The organism is Serratia sp. DD3 (assembly GCF_000496755.2).
Map to the genome: position 1 here is coordinate 76,951 of NZ_AYKS02000063.1, position 18,581 is coordinate 95,531.

Annotated in this window: 22 protein-coding genes and 1 pseudogene; 7 read left to right on the plus strand and 16 right to left on the minus strand. The window is 45.0% G+C overall.

Going from position 1 to position 18,581, the window contains the following annotated elements:
- Positions 1–87: 87 nt before the first annotated feature.
- Genes IO95_RS11305 through IO95_RS11315 form a run of 3 tightly spaced genes read right to left on the minus strand, consistent with a single transcriptional unit; the run spans position 88 to position 1,351 of the window.
- On the minus strand, positions 88–345 hold the full coding sequence (locus IO95_RS11305; RefSeq protein WP_023491749.1) for a hypothetical protein: 258 nt from the start codon (positions 343–345) through the stop codon (positions 88–90).
- A 51-nt stretch (positions 346–396) separates the two neighbouring features.
- On the minus strand, positions 397–759 hold the full coding sequence (locus tag IO95_RS11310; protein WP_023491750.1) for a DUF4406 domain-containing protein: 363 nt from the start codon (positions 757–759) through the stop codon (positions 397–399).
- Positions 760–766: 7 nt separating this feature from the next.
- Positions 767–1,351: a GDP-mannose pyrophosphatase NudK gene (locus IO95_RS11315; protein WP_023491751.1), complete on the minus strand. Its 585-nt coding sequence runs from the start codon at positions 1,349–1,351 to the stop codon at positions 767–769.
- A gap of 87 nt (positions 1,352–1,438) precedes the next feature.
- Between IO95_RS11315 and IO95_RS11320 the strand changes: the two genes are divergently transcribed.
- The gene (locus IO95_RS11320) at positions 1,439–2,194 is read left to right on the plus strand and encodes a DeoR/GlpR family DNA-binding transcription regulator (protein ID WP_023491752.1); all 756 of its coding nucleotides are present in this window, start codon (positions 1,439–1,441) and stop codon (positions 2,192–2,194) included.
- A gap of 164 nt (positions 2,195–2,358) precedes the next feature.
- On the opposite strand, the gene IO95_RS11325 is transcribed toward IO95_RS11320, so the two are convergent.
- From IO95_RS11325 to IO95_RS24090, 4 genes and pseudogenes are all read right to left on the minus strand, one after another.
- Positions 2,359–3,477: a glycerophosphodiester phosphodiesterase gene (locus IO95_RS11325; RefSeq protein ID WP_023491753.1), complete on the minus strand. Its 1,119-nt coding sequence runs from the start codon at positions 3,475–3,477 to the stop codon at positions 2,359–2,361.
- A gap of 471 nt (positions 3,478–3,948) precedes the next feature.
- Positions 3,949–4,371, minus strand: a complete 423-nt coding sequence (locus IO95_RS11330) for a hypothetical protein (protein ID WP_037385359.1) — start codon at positions 4,369–4,371, stop codon at positions 3,949–3,951.
- Between the two features lie 92 nt (positions 4,372–4,463).
- Positions 4,464–5,099 carry a hypothetical protein gene (locus IO95_RS11335; protein ID WP_023492790.1) on the minus strand — a complete coding sequence of 212 codons (636 nt, stop codon included), beginning with the start codon at positions 5,097–5,099 and terminating at the stop codon, positions 4,464–4,466.
- Between the two features lie 211 nt (positions 5,100–5,310).
- Positions 5,311–5,698, minus strand: a pseudogene (locus IO95_RS24090) (IS6 family transposase); the annotation flags it as partial.
- A gap of 153 nt (positions 5,699–5,851) precedes the next feature.
- Here IO95_RS24090 and IO95_RS11345 point away from each other — a divergent pair.
- Positions 5,852–6,079, plus strand: a complete 228-nt coding sequence (locus IO95_RS11345) for a type II toxin-antitoxin system Phd/YefM family antitoxin (protein ID WP_023492792.1) — start codon at positions 5,852–5,854, stop codon at positions 6,077–6,079.
- A gap of 324 nt (positions 6,080–6,403) precedes the next feature.
- On the plus strand, positions 6,404–6,775 hold the full coding sequence (locus IO95_RS11350) for a hypothetical protein (RefSeq protein ID WP_023492793.1): 372 nt from the start codon (positions 6,404–6,406) through the stop codon (positions 6,773–6,775).
- Between the two features lie 499 nt (positions 6,776–7,274).
- Here the strand turns inward: IO95_RS11350 and IO95_RS25605 are convergent, their stop codons facing one another.
- Both IO95_RS25605 and IO95_RS11370 read right to left on the minus strand, forming a co-directional pair.
- Entirely contained in the window at positions 7,275–7,439 is a 165-nt protein-coding gene (locus IO95_RS25605) for a hypothetical protein (RefSeq protein ID WP_160165617.1), read from the minus strand.
- 1,068 nt (positions 7,440–8,507) lie between these two features.
- Positions 8,508–9,212, minus strand: coding sequence for a YnfC family lipoprotein (locus IO95_RS11370; protein ID WP_037385364.1), 705 nt, complete (start codon positions 9,210–9,212; stop codon positions 8,508–8,510).
- Positions 9,213–9,464: 252 nt separating this feature from the next.
- Here IO95_RS11370 and IO95_RS11375 point away from each other — a divergent pair, with 252 nt between their 5' ends.
- Together IO95_RS11375 and IO95_RS11380 are read left to right on the plus strand one after the other, a co-directional pair.
- Positions 9,465–9,806, plus strand: coding sequence for a DHCW motif cupin fold protein (locus tag IO95_RS11375; protein WP_023492697.1), 342 nt, complete (start codon positions 9,465–9,467; stop codon positions 9,804–9,806).
- Positions 9,807–10,037: 231 nt separating this feature from the next.
- The gene (locus tag IO95_RS11380) at positions 10,038–10,658 is read left to right on the plus strand and encodes a LysE family translocator (protein ID WP_023492696.1); all 621 of its coding nucleotides are present in this window, start codon (positions 10,038–10,040) and stop codon (positions 10,656–10,658) included.
- A gap of 712 nt (positions 10,659–11,370) precedes the next feature.
- On the opposite strand, the gene IO95_RS11385 is transcribed toward IO95_RS11380, so the two are convergent.
- From IO95_RS11385 to ftnA, 5 genes are all read right to left on the minus strand, one after another.
- Positions 11,371–11,946 carry a hypothetical protein gene (locus IO95_RS11385; protein ID WP_037385367.1) on the minus strand — a complete coding sequence of 192 codons (576 nt, stop codon included), beginning with the start codon at positions 11,944–11,946 and terminating at the stop codon, positions 11,371–11,373.
- Between the two features lie 446 nt (positions 11,947–12,392).
- On the minus strand, positions 12,393–12,734 hold the full coding sequence (locus tag IO95_RS11390) for a YebY family protein (protein WP_023491807.1): 342 nt from the start codon (positions 12,732–12,734) through the stop codon (positions 12,393–12,395).
- A 71-nt stretch (positions 12,735–12,805) separates the two neighbouring features.
- Entirely contained in the window at positions 12,806–13,687 is an 882-nt protein-coding gene (copD, locus tag IO95_RS11395) for a copper homeostasis membrane protein CopD (protein WP_023491809.1), read from the minus strand.
- Between the two features lie 3 nt (positions 13,688–13,690).
- Positions 13,691–14,062, minus strand: coding sequence for a copper homeostasis periplasmic binding protein CopC (gene copC / locus IO95_RS11400; RefSeq protein WP_023491810.1), 372 nt, complete (start codon positions 14,060–14,062; stop codon positions 13,691–13,693).
- A gap of 55 nt (positions 14,063–14,117) precedes the next feature.
- Positions 14,118–14,630 carry a non-heme ferritin gene (ftnA, locus tag IO95_RS11405; RefSeq protein ID WP_023491811.1) on the minus strand — a complete coding sequence of 171 codons (513 nt, stop codon included), beginning with the start codon at positions 14,628–14,630 and terminating at the stop codon, positions 14,118–14,120.
- Between the two features lie 247 nt (positions 14,631–14,877).
- Here ftnA and IO95_RS11410 point away from each other — a divergent pair, with 247 nt between their 5' ends.
- Positions 14,878–15,108, plus strand: a complete 231-nt coding sequence (locus IO95_RS11410) for a DNA polymerase III subunit theta (protein ID WP_023491812.1) — start codon at positions 14,878–14,880, stop codon at positions 15,106–15,108.
- A 32-nt stretch (positions 15,109–15,140) separates the two neighbouring features.
- Here IO95_RS11410 and pip read toward each other — a convergent pair whose 3' ends face one another.
- The gene (gene pip, locus IO95_RS11415; protein ID WP_023491813.1) at positions 15,141–16,094 is read right to left on the minus strand and encodes a prolyl aminopeptidase; all 954 of its coding nucleotides are present in this window, start codon (positions 16,092–16,094) and stop codon (positions 15,141–15,143) included.
- Positions 16,095–16,304: 210 nt separating this feature from the next.
- On the opposite strand from pip, the gene IO95_RS26325 reads away from it, so the two are divergent.
- Complete coding sequence (locus tag IO95_RS26325; RefSeq protein WP_023491814.1) at positions 16,305–16,433, plus strand: hypothetical protein; 129 nt, start codon at positions 16,305–16,307, stop codon at positions 16,431–16,433.
- A gap of 109 nt (positions 16,434–16,542) precedes the next feature.
- Here the strand turns inward: IO95_RS26325 and IO95_RS11420 are convergent, their stop codons facing one another.
- Positions 16,543–18,576: a S9 family peptidase gene (locus IO95_RS11420; RefSeq protein WP_023491815.1), complete on the minus strand. Its 2,034-nt coding sequence runs from the start codon at positions 18,574–18,576 to the stop codon at positions 16,543–16,545.
- Positions 18,577–18,581: the final 5 nt, after the last annotated feature.

Sequence of the window (18,581 nt, forward strand, 5' to 3'; positions counted from 1 at the left end):
TGCTTTGCACCAGCATAGCTTTTGCCGCACAGCAAGGCGGATCCTCTGACCCGCAAAGCAAGGCACCAACTTCCAGTCAGTAGATTTTTATCTTGCTTTAAAGCCATCAATAAATTTACCCAGTAAATAGATAAATAAATACATTGCAGAAATTGCCAGTAACCTTTTTGCCCAACTGTCAAAATAGACAATAAAAAACAAAGTAAGCCAGACGGCAGCACCACCAATAAGCCCACCTAATAAAACAATAATATTATCTGCCAGTTTTTTCATAACCCACGGCACGTCTGCCCCCTCAATGCTGCTAATCCCCATGTTGGTATTTCTTGACCACTCCTCTACCACATCGGTGTTCCTTCACACTGCCGGGATATTTGCCGGCAGTGGAACGGCAAATCATGCTAAGGGGATGTCTTTATAACAGGTATAAATAGTGAGCCCATGCTGGCGTGCAACGTCGATATCCCTATCGGCACCTTTAGAAGCGCCTTCAATGCGGTAAATGGCATCACATTTTGTAATAAGCCGGTGGGCAACCGGATAGATCATCGATTCGCCTATCTCATCGTCGATAGATTTAGAACCTGCCGCTCTCGCCAAAGGCAACGCCAGCCATTCGCCGATAACCGGAATGTGCCCTCGCTGGTATACCGCCAGTGCTGCGTTTTCCAACCGGGCGAGATTAGCATCAATAAGTTCTTGTTGGCCACCCGTTCCACTACGGTATGGGCCTGCAATTAAAATCAGTTGTTTAGTCATGGGTACCTCAGAAAAACCCCTTCAGGGCTACGTGGTAAAGTAACATGATGGTTTTGCCATCAACGATCAAACCGCTTTCAACTGCCGCAAGCGCAGCGTCTAGGGGCAACTCAAGCACTTCAATATCCTCCCCTTCGGCCGCTATTCCACCGCCCGCACTTGCCTTGTCTTCCGCATGATATTCAGCAATGTAAAAGTAGAGCTTTTCCGTTACCGACCCCGGGCTCATGTAAGCTTCGAAAACTTTCTGAACGCAGGAAATGCGAAAGCCAGTTTCCTCTTCTGCTTCCGCTTTTATGCGGCTTTCAGGGTCCATGTTGTCAAGAAGACCTGCTGCCGCCTCAATCAGATAGCCATCGTGGCCATTGATGAACACGGGAAAACGAAACTGACGGGTGAGGATCACCGTTTTCCTGTTACGGTTGTATAGCAGTATCGTGGCCCCGTTACCCCGATCGTAAACCTCGCGACTCTGGCGCTGCCATTCACCGTTTCGCCGCTGAATATCAAAGGTGTATTTCTTTAGAGAATACCAATCATCGGATAGATCCTTGCTGTCGACGATCCGTATTTCTGCACGTTTTGGTTGCATACTGGCTCCTCTGTACGTAGAGTTATCATCATAAACTGCAATTTCGTGCATAATCAAGATAAAACATGCAATATCAGGAACAGCCTTATGCTTACAAGTCAACGCAAACAACTCATCCTTGAACAGCTGCAGGTTGACGGGCAGGTTCTTTCGAAAGATCTGAGTATTCGATTTGACGTCTCAGAGGATACTATTCGGCGGGACTTACGCGAGCTTGCATCAGAAGGGCGTTTACAACGCGTGCACGGTGGCGCTTTGCCGTCATCATCAGCCGTAGCGACATTTTCCGAGCGTAAATCCTTAAAAACAGAAGCTAAAAAGAAGGTTGCCCAAAAAGGGGCTGAGCTGATTTCTTCAGGTCAGGTGGTGATTATTGATGGCGGAACCACCACGTCAGAACTCATTACCTATCTCCCAGACGACCTGTGCATCACCGTGGTGACCCACAGCCCGAGCATTGCACTGGGGCTAATAGAGCATCCGTCCATTGAGGTGATTTTGATTGGCGGGCGACTGTACAAGCACTCCATTGTCACTGTCGGCGCGGCCACCATCGAAGGCATCAGTAACATTCATGCCGATATTTTCTTTATGGGTGTCACCGGCATTCATCCCGAGGCGGGATTAACCACTGGCGACTATGAAGAAGCGTGCATCAAACGTGCATTTTCCGGCAGAGCTGCGGAAACGATCGTGTTGGCCTCCTCCGAGAAGATCAATACCGCGTCACCATTTGTTATTGGCGACATCGGGTTAATCAATATGGTGGTGGTTGATAACGACACCGATGAAAGTTGGGTCCGTAGTATTGAAGAAAAAGGCGTCACGGTGATTAAAGCGTGACTTCAAGCCACAGCAGGCGGGTTTATTTCAAAAATGTTTACAGCTAAATGGTGTTGATGGTTCACACCATCAACACCCTTATTACCACTGCGCGTCTATCTGTCTGCCATACTATTTTCAATTGCGTGGCCAACAACTAGCGGAGTATTTCAGCAACTGTAATTTTAACCTTGAGGCGCAGGGACAGGCGCTGGCAGCGGCAGCGGCAAGCCACGTTGCTCCATCACTTGACGCAGTAGATCAGGCAAGTCGGTAATTAATCCATCTACACCAATATCCATCAAATAGTTCATGGTTTGCACATCACTGACGGTCCAAGGGATCACTTTGATTCCTGCGTCATGGGCGCGTTTTACTAAATCTTCCGTAGTGTATGGCACATAGCCGTTATCACCATAATGGCCATTCTGCGGATCCCCATGCACCGGGGAAATGGCGTCAGCACCAAATGATTTCGCCCCTGCCACTAAGTCACCATTAAAATCATCAATATCAATTCCGCCCAACCATGGAGATGGCCCCGGCATGCCAGCCTGCAGGAATTGCTGCCCATTAGTTAATGCCACAATCGGTAGCTTGGGTTCAATTTCCCGCACCTTCATCAAGGCACCCCAGTCAAAACTTTGTATCACAACCTGATTGATTAGACCGGATTGATGGATCTCGTCTACCACCGTTTGCACATAGACATCACGCGGGGCGGTTTCCCACGGTGCCCCTGCTTCCACTTTGGTTTCAACGCTGAGCATCACATTCGAAGCTTTATATAACTTCACTAAATCAAAGACTTCCCGCAATGTTGGCATTTTTGCTCCAGGAACCTGAAGCTGGTTGGGATAAGCTGCCAACTGCAGGGAGCCACAATCCAACGTTTTTACCTGCGCTAATGTCAGATCTTTAATATAACGACCCACATAAGGGTACATGGGATCGTTGGGGAACGCTGGGCCAGTGTCTAGACACTTTTTGTCGGAAATTTTCCTATCATGCCCAACAACAGCAACACCATCACCAGTAATATGGACATCGAGCTCAAGCGTAGTGACGCCCATTTCCAGTGCATGACTAAACGATTCGATAGTGCTTTCAGATACCAACCCTAAGCCACCACGGTGTGCCTCTAAATCAAAGGCGCGGCTCTGAAAAAAAAGATGTTTATCTTCGGTTTTATTATTGTTGCTATTATCGCTGCTACTATTGTTACTACTTCCGTTATCACAACCTGCTAAAGAGAGCATTAATGCCGTGGCGCAAAGCCACCGGCGATGACGTTTCATTTCCATATTGTAGATTCCCAGTGAGTGCATTTTTATTAAGAAATTCAATGCATCATGGTAAGGGCATAGTATGTCAATTTCATTACATAATCATCGCAAGCAGTTTACGGCCATAGCTATATTCGTCATGCTTCAAGTTGCCTGTGTGTTGGCTTTAATACAAGACACGTCCGTGGACCTCGCCCCTTACCAGGCCCGTCCCCTCCTTTGCATTATCGAACACTCACATATACTCACATATAACTGTTCTGTAACCCAGTAGACAAACCAGCAGATAAGGCTCAGGCTGACGATGAGATTACGCAACGCTTACCATCTATCTTATCCGATTTTGCAAGTATCATAGTTATGCGCCAGGTTACCTGCCAACTTGCTAGCAAACTGGTTAAAGGGATAGCTATTTAGCTATCCCTGTCGAGTATCTGATAAATTTAATCATCCGCTGTTTAGCAGATATTTTTAATAACATTAATTCGCTTAAGTTATTTTGATGCCTTTCTCTATAAATGGTTGAAGTATTATTTCATCGCACATACTAGCGTAAGAAACGCTGGTCAGGTTTTTTAGTACCTCAAATCCCTTGATTGATTGAACATCAAATGAATCATCTTCGCCATCCCAATCGGGTTGTATATGGAAATAGATATTCGAGCCCCCATCAAAATACAATGTAGTGACCTTCGCCAGATCTTCATCCTGCAATTTCAGCTGACTAAAGTACTGCAGCATTTCTTCGATGGGTTCAAAATCGCTATACCATTCATAGTTATTGACATACAGTTCACTCATTTTTTTCAGCTCACCCTCAAATAAGGGTGATTGCTTTAATAATGAATTAATGACAACCAGCTTAAAATTAAAGTCTTCAAATAGTCCGGTTTCGTCTTGGTATTTTTTCATTTCAATCCCTCCTATCCATTCGCGTTATGTAAATTCGGAAAAGCACTCTTTACGGCCAAACAATATCATAGTTACAGAAAACACCACCATTACTACCAACTCTCCGGTTCGAGTGCGGAGAGAAAGCAGGCTTTACCCTTGACGTCGGGCGGGCATAAACCGTGCTCTTGATTCAATTTCTCAATCTGTTTTGAGTAACCCTCAAATAAAGCCATGGATTGGTAATGAAGAGATTCCATCCTTGTCAGTTCATCTTGAGAAAGTGGCGGCGCTTTATTTCCATGTGCGTTCTTTATTGATTTTATAATAAATTCAAACATCTCACTGTTGATATTATTCATTTTCACTATCTTCGCTATAACGTCTTGTGCTTCTTGGCTTTTAATGGTTAAACCTGTTAGTTTAGCGTTATATGCCATAATAATGGCTTGGCTTTTATTGAACCCAGCGATCAATCCAGTGGTATCTTTTGCCTTCTCACTTGAATTTATTTCATCTTGTGTTTTTATGACATCAATATTGTGTGCTTTGATAATCTGCCCTAGCGCCGTTAAATCTGATGTAATGTCCGATTTATTGTTTGATGACAGCCCTTCTAACTTGGTTGGATACTCCACCCCTGAGTTGGCATTAGCTACCACGTTTTCTGCATTGGCTGCATTGCCGCCCATTAAGAAAGCCAGAACAGCAACAGCGAAAATAGTCGTTATTTGTTTTTTCATTTCCATTCCCTTCCTGTCCTTTATTAGAATAACATTTGGAGAAAAAACTGAAGCCGGTGGCTGTTCTAACCCGCTGTTATTTCAATGACAATGACAGCAGCTCATAAAACAGGCAGGCATCAAAATCTTACTTGCCTTGAGCGATGATGTCGATAATTTTTAGCCAGTCTGTATCGCCAAAATTGCGGTGAGTTGCCCCTCAGTTTGCTTAGCCAGCTTCGCCATGATGACGAATTGCTTTGCGAAAGTAGAGCAAAGCAGCTGCGGCGCCTCGTTTGGCCGTCAGTAGGAAGTCGATAGTCTGGCCTGCTGTATCTAACGCACGGTACAGATACTTCCACTGGTCTTTGTTTGCTATAGGTTTCATCCATTCGCCATCAACGCCCCGCTGTACGCTTGTGTCGGCGATAGGGCTTATCCAGTAGCGGTACCAAGCGGATAACCCAACGATGCAACGTGGAATGGTCAACGAGAATACCGCGCTCCGCCATCATATCTTCGAGGTTGCGTAAAGGCAGTGAGAAAGCCAGATACCAGCGGACACACAGAGCAATAATATCGACGGGATAATACAGGCGTTTGAATGCTTTTCGAAATTGAGACATCTGCAAGTAACATCACAAGTTTATAAACAGCAGAACAGCATATTACCTGACAACACCTTAATGCGACAGAACCGTTGTACATAGATAGCTTGTGATAGAACTTTATTAAGTCTATATTTAGACTCATTCAGATGATGTAAAGAAGGAGATATCATGAAAACCGAAACAATTAGTTACTTGAAACAGAATGCGGCCAAACTCGATTTGAGCGAGCCTCTGATCGTGACGCAAAACGGCCGCCCTGCTTACGTTATTGAATCCTATGATGATCGGGTTCGTCGGGATGAAAGCATTGCGTTACTCAAACTGATGACGTTATCTGAAAAAGACATCGAGTTAGGCCGCACGTATACACGTGAACAACTTCTGGATGCGCTTTAATGGCCGTGTGTGACGTCACTTTTATTTATTCATCGACGGCAAAAATGACGATGCAAACCATCGCACATTTCCTGCGATCTCGTTAGGTTGATCCCAAACCGCTGATCCTCACTTCCTTGTTTCAAGTACAGTTCCGTTTTGCACCGCTGACAGCTTATTTTAGTAACTGGGAGAGAAATGCTTTGCGCTCACATAGTCAGGTTCATTAGAATCCAAAATATGGAAATGTTATAGATGTCGTCAGTTAAAGTCGGCGCGGTCTTTGAAACAACGAGGATACTGGAACATTTATCGGGCTAGTTTAAATAACTTCTGGAGATAAAAATGAAATTCAATATAGAGTTCCTTGATGAAATTAATTGCATTTACTCAATGGATATTGAAAAAATCACACATAAAGATTTTCATGAGTTTATCAGAAAAGACATAAGCAGCAATGATACAACATTATATGTCAACAACGAGCAGATTAAATTCACAAGAGATAACATTTCCTATATTTGGGATGCTTTTGAACCAGAGTCCGTTGAAGTATCATTCTATAGCAATGATGATGTTATTATTTTACATGAATCAATAAATAACTTCTTAAATGACATTTTTACATTTAAAGGCGATGTGATTATAAAATTTTTCTTTGATGTATATAGAGAAAAAACACTAGGGAGCTTTATAAAATCCACAGAAATAGAATAATTTCCGATTCGGCTTTAATCGGGAAAGATAACCTTGATTCAACCCAGCATCTCTTTAACTTCAAACAGCTCAAATTATTTTGATAACAAGCCTTAACAGTTAAAGTTGTTGATAGCAGACCACTTATATTTTGTAGCCATCGTCGTGGTGGAAAACATAATTATTATTCAGGTCAACAACCTGATGTTCAGTATTAGCGTGGGTTCGGACGTCCAGTAATAGCTATCTAGGAAGTTGGATTCTGCGAATGCGCCCATGTCACCCCACTCCCCCCAAAGCCCTGACTTCCCCCCTCTGATACCAAACCAAGCGCCTAATTTACGGCTTATCAGGTTCGATAACCTTTGCAGGCTCGCGCCTTGCTCCGTGCACCAAGCATCGGCATCCTTCAGGGTAGATCTAGGATCCGGTTATTGATTACCCAGTTGCTTATCTTGAAGGTATCAATCAAAGGAAAATCACCCTCTTTGTGCGTTGGCGTCATCGGTAAGTGTCATTGTCACCAGCCCACATTGCCCGTAGCAACAAACATCACTGCCAGCTCTTTCAGATTGACCCAATCGCTGCTGGTGCCGTTGACACTCCAGTTGTAATTCTTCACGCGACCAAGGGGGGCGTTTAAACCCAGTGGTAGTGCACCCTGCGGCAACCGAAAAGACATCATGATTGGCATACACACCTTGGAACGTAGCAACAGACGCATCACCCACATCGCTCACACTCATTAGTATAATTTTTTTGTTGATTTTTTGTTAATCCGCTACTACATTTTAGCTGCGGGCCCAGCAACAAATTGAAATCATTTTAGCTGCCGGTGGTTGCACCAAGCCCGTCCTTTCTTCCCTTTGTTTTGCCGTTCCCCCACGTATAAGTAGTTATCTTCTTCATCGTTCTAGGATGTTGATGATTTTTAGCCAATTTTATAGACATAATACGTCGAGTTGACTGATAAGATAGGTTGCCTTTAAATGCTGCTTGCTGGGTGCCAAAAGCGTCAGGGCTCATACGACAGAGGGAAGCAATACGTGCAGAGGCAAATGAGCGGCTCCCCCACCTGTTAATCATTTTCGCAACACTACCCCTAACGTCTATCGAACATTGTTTATTGTGACCAGAAACGCTAAACGTGACAGTCATAAGGCTTAGCCTACTCTTACCGCTGCAAACCACTGAACAAAATTCCAGCATTTGATTAGCAAAGGAACTGTTTTATCATGTCTGATAACAACTCAGGATCGACACAGGCCATTTTTTAGATGCCCGTTGGATCGCCAGATAAATCACTACAATGTGAACAATGACTTGAACAGATTGAACTTTCGAAAAAAGGAAATATCATGAGTAAAGCATCATTTATTAGAGTTTGGTTCCTATTCGCAACAATTTATACCTGCATCACTATGGGCCATCAGATCGGTAACTTCTTCAATGGTTCTCAGTGGCCTTGGCTCATAAGCTCGGTGATCATGATTGCTATCGGTTGGAGTACCAGTTCAAAATTAAAAGAACTAAAGTGAATATTATTGACCTGTTCATTAACGTCAGGCTATGGTGTATAAAACAGTTTGAAGTGAAGTAGGTAAATTTTATTACCGCCTCATGCATTCCCCTATAAGGGGTATTTTTCATAGGGTAAAGACGGTTTACGGCAATGTTAGCACCACGACTGATGTAAAAATAGAATATGGGAACCCGTAATTAAACAGGCTCCATTTAATTAATTCATTATCACTTAATAGTATTCGGTCTTGTAAATCATATTGAACTTTTTAATCTCTCCGTTAGCCTCAGTAACCACTATGTCACACTTAACCGGATTATAGTGATCATCATAAACACATTTTTTCTCTACCGTATCACTTGTTTTATCCTCAGAAACTGAATGAAGTGTTTGATCAAAGCTTTTCTTTTTATTCTCACTTCTAGAAAACATTCGCGTACTTTTTGGGTTAACAGAATCTATTTTGGCAGGTAGCCCGTCATCATCGTATTGGTAAAAATCAATATATTCATAACCCTGATCGAATGTCGTTACTTTTGAAATAAGCCCATCTTTATTATATTCATACTTTGAGACTTCAGTATCAACAAGCCGACATTCCTTATTTACATTTGCTATTTTCTGTTTACTTTCAACATCAACTAAATAATCACCTTCTATCATAAAATCTTCATGTAATTCAAAGAATAGGATATTGGCCTTCAGTGATTGCACACAGCCATTTTTTGATAAAACACCTGAAACCTCACTAAGTAATTCACCATCATCCTTAACCAATTTTTGATTAAACGATTTTATATTTCCCCGTAGTGAATCAAAGTTATGTTGTGTAGCAAAATTTGTCAATATGGGAGAATATCGCTCTGGTTCTTTCTCTAAATCACACCCAACGAGTAATAGTGAAAACATCGCACCTATAGTAGCTTTAATCTTCATAATCGAGTCCTATCATCATTATAATGATGTTATGCTATCATTTATTATCAATTGCTGTCCAATGGGGTGATTCCTAGGCTCGCCTTATTTTAATACGTTAGTGTAGAGTCCCTGTATAGGTGAGTGTTAGAGGCTACATTCAAGTTTATTACTATAAAAAATTTAATGCGTTGATTTGTATATGCACTCATTGTATCGTTAAAGCACTTTAATCTGAGTGTGAAAGATCTTACTCATGGATGGAGCAACTAAATGAATATTGATGCATTTGCTTTTGGCACAACCGACTGGAGTAAAATCGAAAGAGTCGAGCACCCAGGGGAAACCGGCAGTGCTTACTGGCGCACCCAATTCTTTGGTGAAAAGCCGAATCAAATCCGGGTACGAATGGTTGAGTATACCCCTGGCTACCTTGCCGATCATTGGTGCCAAAAAGGACATATCCTTTTCTGCCTGGAAGGTGAACTAGAAACAATGCTCGAAGATGGTCGTAAGTTCATTTTAACTGCAGGGATGAGTTATCAGGTTGGTGATAACGCGGAGCCACATCAGTCCAGAACGACCAAAGGAGCAAAACTCTTTATTGTGGATTGACACCTATGTTGGTGCGATTGCTTCTGGCCGTTTCTGGCCCGTCATGACCTCAAATGTCATGACAAACCTATGAATCTCGCCACAAATGAGTCTTGTGGTGCGAGAAGCTAAAAATGATGAGATAAAATGACCGTTGCCCGATGGGTATTATGTGGTTTTTTTAACGTTATCTTGCACGATGTTGATCAAATAGAAATAGGTAAGTAAAATCCGCTCTTTCGGATAAAGAAAATGTCTGTCGCCGACTCACTTCTCGCTTTCTCTTTAGCAGCATTATTTCTTACCCTCACTCCAGGTCTTGATACTGCGCTCATCCTTCGGGCAGCCTGCGCCGAAGGGGGAAAGAAAGCTTTTCAGGCTGCTCTTGGAATTGATACCGGCTGTTTCATCTGGGGTGCGCTTGTCGCACTCGGGCTCGGGGCCCTGCTTGCGGTTTCAGAGCTTGCTTATACAATTCTGAAGGTCTGCGGGGCGGTCTATCTTTGCTGGTTAGGCTTACAACTTCTGATGCGCCCGCGCTCGTCATTCAGTGAGAATGATGGCCATACATCTTCAAACGGAAACTGGTTTGTGAAAGGGATGCTGGGAAATGTACTCAATCCAAAGATGGGCATTTTTTATGTGTCGTTTTTACCTCAGTTCATCCCTGCCGGGCACTCCCCGTTAATCTGGACATTTATACTTGTCAGCATTCATGTCCTGATCGGAACCCTATGGTCAGTCACCCTTATTATCTCCACACAGCTTGCATCCGGCATACTGAAAAAAAGCCATGTCATCAAAGTCATGGATCGTGCAACTGGTGGGCTCTTATTATGCTTTGCAGCTAGACTTGCTTTCAGCTCGCGATAAGTGGCTCTGTTCAGTTCACTGCTGAAAATCTGTTAATTGGTGAAAAGTCTCAGTCACTTCACCAATTTTAAGGTCGGTTTTATTAACTCCGCTGAGCGTCAGCTTTATAAATCCGACGTTCAGCTCAGGTTTAACCAATCACCAATGTAGTTATGCTGTGAATAAGGATACGTGATTAGCATTTAATCAAACCGGTAATAGTGCTGTCATAGACTTATATAGACATTCCCATGATCTTAATAGAGATGATTAATCTCGAATCTAGCAGCAATGAGTAAATGGCTGTCTGTCGCTCCTAAGCGCTATATCCGTCCATCGATACTCGCAGAAAAACTAGCCATATTCCCTAGCGTATTTGGTGAAAATCTAAGCCGACGCTATCCGAAGTAAAAGTATAGCCCCAGAGATAATGAATACACAAAGCGGCGTTGCACATAACCAAGTAAGCCATTTCACGCGCAATGCAGCGCCAATTAATGCCCCTAAAGCACAGAGAAGAGTAATAGGCCAATAATACACTGAGCCAAAAACTATATAGATTAGCCATGAATCTGGGTCACTAAGTGAGAGTTCAAACATTTATACTACTGTCATTAAATCAGGTTTGCGATATATATGCCTGATATTGTTTGATTTTGCAAGAATTCAGCAATTAACATGCAGCAATATTCGTTAGCCCCACTGCTGCAGGTTACAGCCAGGCAGCTACAGGTCATTTTTGTGATGCTGCCCGGTTGGTACAGTACGTCACAGCTTCATCTGGTTTCTCTGGTCTGGGTAGTATCTGGTAATCCAGCAATGTTGTGATACGGTAAACACTGTAGTCCTCCCAGAAAACAGGTTGTTCTTTCATCATGGCAAGCATTTTTTCCTCAAGGGAGCGTGCATGCGGAAATGAAAGCTCTATTGTCTGGGGATCTATGGCTATTTTCTGGCGCGTTTTTTCCAGCGTTGTCGTCAGGCGGTATCTTTCCGTACTAAAAGGGTCCTGTTCCCCGACTCTCTTCCGAGTGTAGGTTACATCAAACACCATGCGGTCACCTTCGTTCTCCAGTACTATCCCCGTCTGTAGGTCTTCAATGCGAATAGGTTCTGCCTGACCTATATGAATTTCAGTTAAACCTTTGCAGACAACCACTGTTCCAGGCTTCTGGCTGGCGTAGAGTTCCTGCATTTCACCGAGTGTTGCTGCGTATGAGTGCCCTGTGTTCATGCCGACCAGAATAGTTATCAAAATACCCGTTGTTATCCTGGTAACGTTAAATATCCCTGCATAGCCCCAACTCATACCCCAATTCCTTTAGTAATAAACACCGTAATAAGAGTCACTATTCCAGATGTATATACTGCGCGCAATTAAAAAACGGAATCATGAGCACCCTCATTCCCCTGTAATTACACCGTTTGTAACTCGATGAGCCCAGTTGTAAAAGACCGAATACAGAAATTCGTAAGAATTTCGTGTATCGATGGTTTTTATCATTGTAAATCAATAGAATAAAAAAAGACCGAATACGAATCCTATATTCGGTCTAGGGAAAGGCTCTTGTGAAAGAGCCGTGCGCTAAAAGTTGGCATTATGCACGACTTGTTCAGCCATGCACTGTAAGAGTAGCCCAGCCCCTCTGTTTTGCCAGCCAAATGCACGGTCATTGTTAATAACGGATAGAAATTAATGACATACAATGTGAGCAAATTGTAAACATTTATGACATTATTTAGCCAGCCGATTGATTAGTCCTCACACAACTGTTGAGCTCTTTGGCGGAAGGGCTCCACATTCATCTTTTGGCCCGGGTGATCACTGTCATCCAGCAGGATCGCCGCCAGTGGTTGAGCCCTTTGTTGGCCGGTTTTTACCTGCTCCTGAGCAATTTCATTAAGAGGATATTGCATTAGCGTGCTGTTATTGAGCACAAATAGCGCCCCACCCTTGCGGCATTGCAGCGTCACTTCTTCTTTGATAAACGCCCACTGTTTGCCGTACTCCAGTTTGCTGATATTCACCAGTTTATCTGCTGCCACTGCACCCGTCGCGGTGATCAGCAGGGCAATACCCATAACTATAGATTTCATATCATGGCCTTAAATTGCAATTTGATTTAATTTTCCCGCAAGCGGTGCAAAGCTGCAAGTGATGTAGCGGGTTATACCGGAGAATAAGTCCCCAATAGACTCACCAGCCATAGCACCGAGGCCCCTAATATCAATTGCAACCAACAGCCTGTTACCAAGCCACTTTGTGCTAGTTTGGGTCTTGCGCGCATGGCAGGGACGATTGCATAACGGTTTGCCAGTGCCACCAAGACCATTAATGCCACCAAGGCGATTTTTAATAACAGCAGGCCCTGATAGGCAGAATTCATCTCCCGCGGCCAATGGCCCAAGATAATCAGGCTATTGCTCACTCCGGTAATGATGACCAAAATCACCGCGCCATGGCCCCAACGGGAAAATCGTATCAATGAGGTCACAACATCCTTATGCCACTGCGGTTGTGGAAGATAACGCAAACAGATCAACAAGGGGACTAGGCTGCCAAACCAATAGCCTACGGCAAGCAAATGCACGGCATGGTTAATACGGTGCAACATGCCCAACGCACCGCTATGCATCACGGCATGCCCAACAAACGCCAGATTGAGCAGCAGCAAGAGTGCGCATAGCATCAATGCCGGGCCACGCTTTGCAGCCTGTAGCAACAACACCAATAACGTCAAGAATGAAAACAGCAGCTGCCAGCACCAGGCTTTACCAAACGTAGTGCCTAATACTGCCCACCAAATAGTCGGGCGCCAAGTATCCCCCCAGCCGTCTCCCATCAAGCCTGCTTGCACTGCTAGCATCAATACTGCCGTAAAAGCGGAAACCCAGACAGCAATGCGCTGCAGTGGGTAGAAATGGCGGTTAACTAGGGGGGATGTGCGCTGTGGCGACAAAAACAGGGTGAACAGGCTGCAACCGAATATCAACATCACCGCTGAAAAGTGCAGAAAGCGACATAATACCAACAAAGTTGCCAGGGTCATTGATCAGTTTACTGTAAAGCTGTATTGGCCTTTGGTTTTATGACCATCAACAGAAACAATCTGCCAGTCAACGTGGTATTTTCCTGCCGTCAGCTCAGTTTCAAACGGTACCTGTATCTGCTGGTTGTTATCAGGGGCCAGCACCAACTTGCCCGTTTTGACTAGCTGATTATCGGGGCCGCTTACTTTGACCTTACTAAAATTAAGCTCAATACCTTCAGAAAAGTTCAGCGTCAGCACTTTCGGTGCCGGGCTTACGGTGCTGCCGGTCGCCGGGACCACCGTTTTCAAATGCGCATGAGCCAACAGAGGTTGAGAAAACAATCCGAGAGACAGCACAGCAATCGTGCCAAGCAGGCGAATTTTAGTGAACATTCCACACCCTTTTATTATTAGTTGCAGCATATCGCATGCTGCAACATAAGTTCATTTAGCTATTACTGGTCGGTGCAAAGGCAGCCATTTTCTGCAGGTCTTTATCGATAAAGAACAATGAATTGCCACTGTTCCCCACCAAAGCCAACTTATCCAGTATGGATTTAAACAGTTTCTCTTCTTCATGCTGTTCCGCAACATACCATTGCAGGAAATTGAAGGTGGAGTAGTCATGACTGGTTATTGCCGCGTGAGCTAACTCATTAATTTTGCCGGTGATCAGTTGCTCATGTTGATAGGTTTTCTGGAAAACATCAGCCAGTGAATCGAATTCTACCGGTGGAGCGTCAATACTTCCCAGCAAGGGTAAAGCACCGGTGTCATTCACGTAATCGAACAGACGCTGCATATGTTGCATCTCTTCTTTTGCATGCTTTTTCAGGAAACCGGCAGACCCTTCATAGCCATTGTTGCTACACCAGGCACTCATTTGTAGGTAAAGGTTTGCTGAGTAAAACTCCAGGTTGAGTTGCTCATTTAACTTGCTGACCATATCTTGGGTTAACATAATGATTCCTTTTGATATTATTTGGGTGATAAGGATGGCTATCATGTTGAATCGTAGATAACACAACATACCTGATTATGAAAATGATTGCTATTTACAACGACTACCCTAGGTCAAATCTGTGAAGTCGCTGGTAACAATGCAAACTCAGTTATGGCTGAGGGTAAAACTGCGCTTTGTGACTTGCCAAGTGCACTTGGGTAGATTACCTTCTGCCTGTTTTGATATTGCCAAATGAAGGAATACCATGAGTTACAATCTGGCTGAACTTTCCAAAGATGAGATGGATAAGGTCAACGTTGATCTGGCTGCATCCGGGGTCGCCTTCAAAGAGCGCTACAATATGCCGGTGATCCCAGAGATGATGGAGCGTGAGCAACCAGAACATCTGCGTGATTATTTCCGTCAACGTGTAGCGCACTATCGCGCCGAATCACATAAATTCTCTCGTCTGCCTTACGAACCCAAAGTGAAATAACCGCGCTAACCATAATGGTGGCTTGCTGGCGGTTATTTGCCAGCAAAATGGTCGGTCGCCAGGATCACATGGTGCTGGATACCCGGTTCATTGGTGGAATGCCCTGCCCCTTCAACAATTTGCAGTTGCGCTTCCGGCCAAGCCTGCGCCAGATCCCAAGCGTTTTGTAACCGGCAGACCATATCGTAGCGCCCGTGAATAATCACCGCAGGAATATGGCGGATCAGTGGGACATTTTTCAGTAACTGGTCATCACTGGTGAGAAATCCCTGATGGGTAAAGTAATGGTTTTCAATGCGGGCAAACGCCAAGGCAAACTCATCTTCACCAAAAGTAGCCGCCGTACTGCTGGGTAACAGTGTCACGGTTTCCCCCTCCCACAGGCTCCACAATTTGGCTGCTTCGAGCTGTATCTGGCGGTCCGATGAGGTCAAGCGCTGTCGGTAAGCCGCAATCACATCTTTACGCTCTTCTGCTGATAAGATGGACAATACCTGCGCCCATTTATCCGGGAAGATATGTGACGCACCATCCTGATAATACCAATTCAGTTCCTGTTGACGCAGGGTGAAAACACCGCGTAATACCATTTCACTGACCTGTTGCGGGTATGTTTGCGCATAAGCCAGGGCCAAGGTGGCACCCCAAGAGCCCCCCAACACCAGCCATTGGTCGATGCCCACCATTTGGCGCAATCTTTCTATATCGTCCACCAGGTGCCAAGTGGTGTTATTTTCCAGGCTGGCATGGGGCTTAGAACGGCCACAACCGCGCTGATCAAATAGCAACACGTTATAGCGTTGTGGATCAAACAGTTGCCGATGGCTGGGTGAAATGCCGCCACCGGGCCCACCATGAAGAAACAGTGCCGGTTTACCCTGTGGATTACCACTCAATTCCCAATAGATTCGGTGCCCATCACCCGTATCTAACCAACCGCTATCATACGCTGCTAATGGTGGATATAAACCGCGCAATTGTTCCATGCTATTTCCATCTTGTGATATGTCTGCTTTTATCAAAACCGAAGTGGCGCAAAATATAACCGCCACTTTGTTTTGAACATTTTGATAAAGTATAACCAGTGGATTAACAACACGTTGTATTTTTTATTTTTTTAATGCTTGCTTCTGCTGGTGGTAAGGGGGTTAATGGCATAGCAACCCACCCAATCATAAGGTATTAGAGAGGCCATCATGAGTAAGGGATTGGATAGCAAGAAAAATGCGAAGAAAAAACCGGCGAAAACACCTGCCGAAAAACGTGCTGATAAACGTGCCAAAAAAGGGAGCCCATCGGGTGATCAATTCCTGATTCACCAGTAATCCCCCATCGAGTATTAACGCTTTATTAAGCTGAAAAGAAAATGTAGCCGTCGCCATTAAACAGCAGCCATTATTACTGCGACATCAATGGCAACGGCTATCAGTATATCTATTCTGCTAACGAAATAATAAAGGCGTACTCCAACGCAATATCCTCGTAGGCTTTAAAGCGCCCAGACTTGCCGCCATGGCCAGCATCCATATCGGTGTACAGTAACAGTTGATGATCGTCGGTTTTTAATTCACGCAGTTTCGCCACCCATTTCGCCGGTTCCCAATACTGCACTTGGGAATCATGCAACCCGGTGGTGATCAACATAGCGGGATAATCCTGGGCTTTAACCTGGTCATAAGGGCTATATTGCAACATTGTGTCGTAATAGGCCTTGTCGTTGGGGTTACCCCATTCATCGTATTCGCCAGTGGTTAATGGGATGGTGTCATCCAGCATGGTGGTCACCACATCCACAAACGGCACTTGGGCAACGACCCCGTTAAACAGTTGCGGTTCTTGGTTGACCACCGCCCCCATCAACAATCCCCCTGCACTGCCCCCCATGGCAAACACTTGCTTAGCATCGCCATATCCCCGTTCTACCAGGTTTTTGGTGACATCAATAAAATCGTTGAAGGTGTTTTTCTTGTTAAACAGTTTGCCATCTTCATACCAGCACTGGCCTAACTCCGCACCACCACGGATATGTGCCAACGCAAAGACAAAACCACGATCCAGCAAGCTTAAACGGCTGGCACTGAATGTCGGGTCGATACTGTAACCGTAAGAGCCGTAGCCATACACCAGCAACGGGTTTGCCCCATGGGTAAAACGATCAACACGGTAAACCAATGATACCGGTACGGCTACCCCATCACGCACCGTCACCCACAGTCGTTCACTGCGGTAATCTTGCGCGGTGAAATTTTTCACTTCCTGCTGTTTTAACTGCTGCCGCTGACCACTATCCAAGTCCAACTGATAAATGGTGGTGGGTGTGGTCATAGAGGAATAACCATAACGTAGCAGCGCTGTTTCAGGATCGGGGTTGTACTCTAACCAAGTCATGTAAGCGGGATCGTCAAAGGTGATGGGTTTATCTTCACCACTGTGCCAATGGATTTGCCGCAACTGCGTTAACCCCGCCGTACGCTCCTCCACCACCAGCCAGTCGCGGAATAGACTGAACCCTTCAAGCATTACTTCAGCACGCGGGGCAATCAGCGTCTGCCAGGTATCCTCTGCAGGAACATCGCTCTGATAAAGGCCAAAATTTTTGCCCTGTTTATTGGAGCGAATGTAAAAATGGTGGTGGTAATGATCAACGGCATATTCATGATCTTTACGGCGAGCGACAAACAGCTGCGGTGGCGCGTCGGCGCAATCGGCATCCAGCAACAAAACTTCTGAGGTGGTGGTGCTGTTGATGTAGATCAGGATAAAGCGTTCAGAGGTGGTTTTCCCTAGGCTGACATCGAAGGTATCGTCCAACTCTTCATAGACCAGAACATCTTGCTGCGGATCCGTGCCGATAACATGGCGGTAGACCTGGTAAGAGCGCAGTGTTTGCCCATGGTTACGCACATAAAACACGCTGGTTGAATCATTGGCCCACTCAAAATTGCCTGCGGTATTCGCTAACACCTCTTCTGCCCAGCTAGCGTTACTCAGCAGTTTAAAGCGGATGTCGTATTGCCGCCGTGATAAAAAATCCTCCGCCACCGCCAGGCGTTGATTGTCCGGGCTGACTTCCAAGCCACCCAGGGTATAAAACTCGTGGCCTACCGCCCGCTGGTTGCCATCTAACAATGTCTCCCAGTGCTCGCTAGTGGCCTCTGGCTGACGCAGATAAACCGCATATTCATTGCCAGGCTCATAGCGGGTCTGGTAGCGGAAACCGCGTTTTACGTAGGGTACGGAGTGTTCCTGCTGCGGAATTCGCGCCACCATTTCTTGGTACAGCGTTTCACGCAGGGCTTGCTGCGGTTTTAACTGTGCGGCGGTATAGGCGTTTTCAGCCTGCAAATATTCCAGAACCTCAGCATCCTCCCGTTGGTCGTCACGTAACCAGTAATAATTATCCACGCGGGTGTCGCCATGGACCGTAATGGGGTAAGGCCGTTTTTGTGCTTTTGGTGGTGTTATCATGGTTT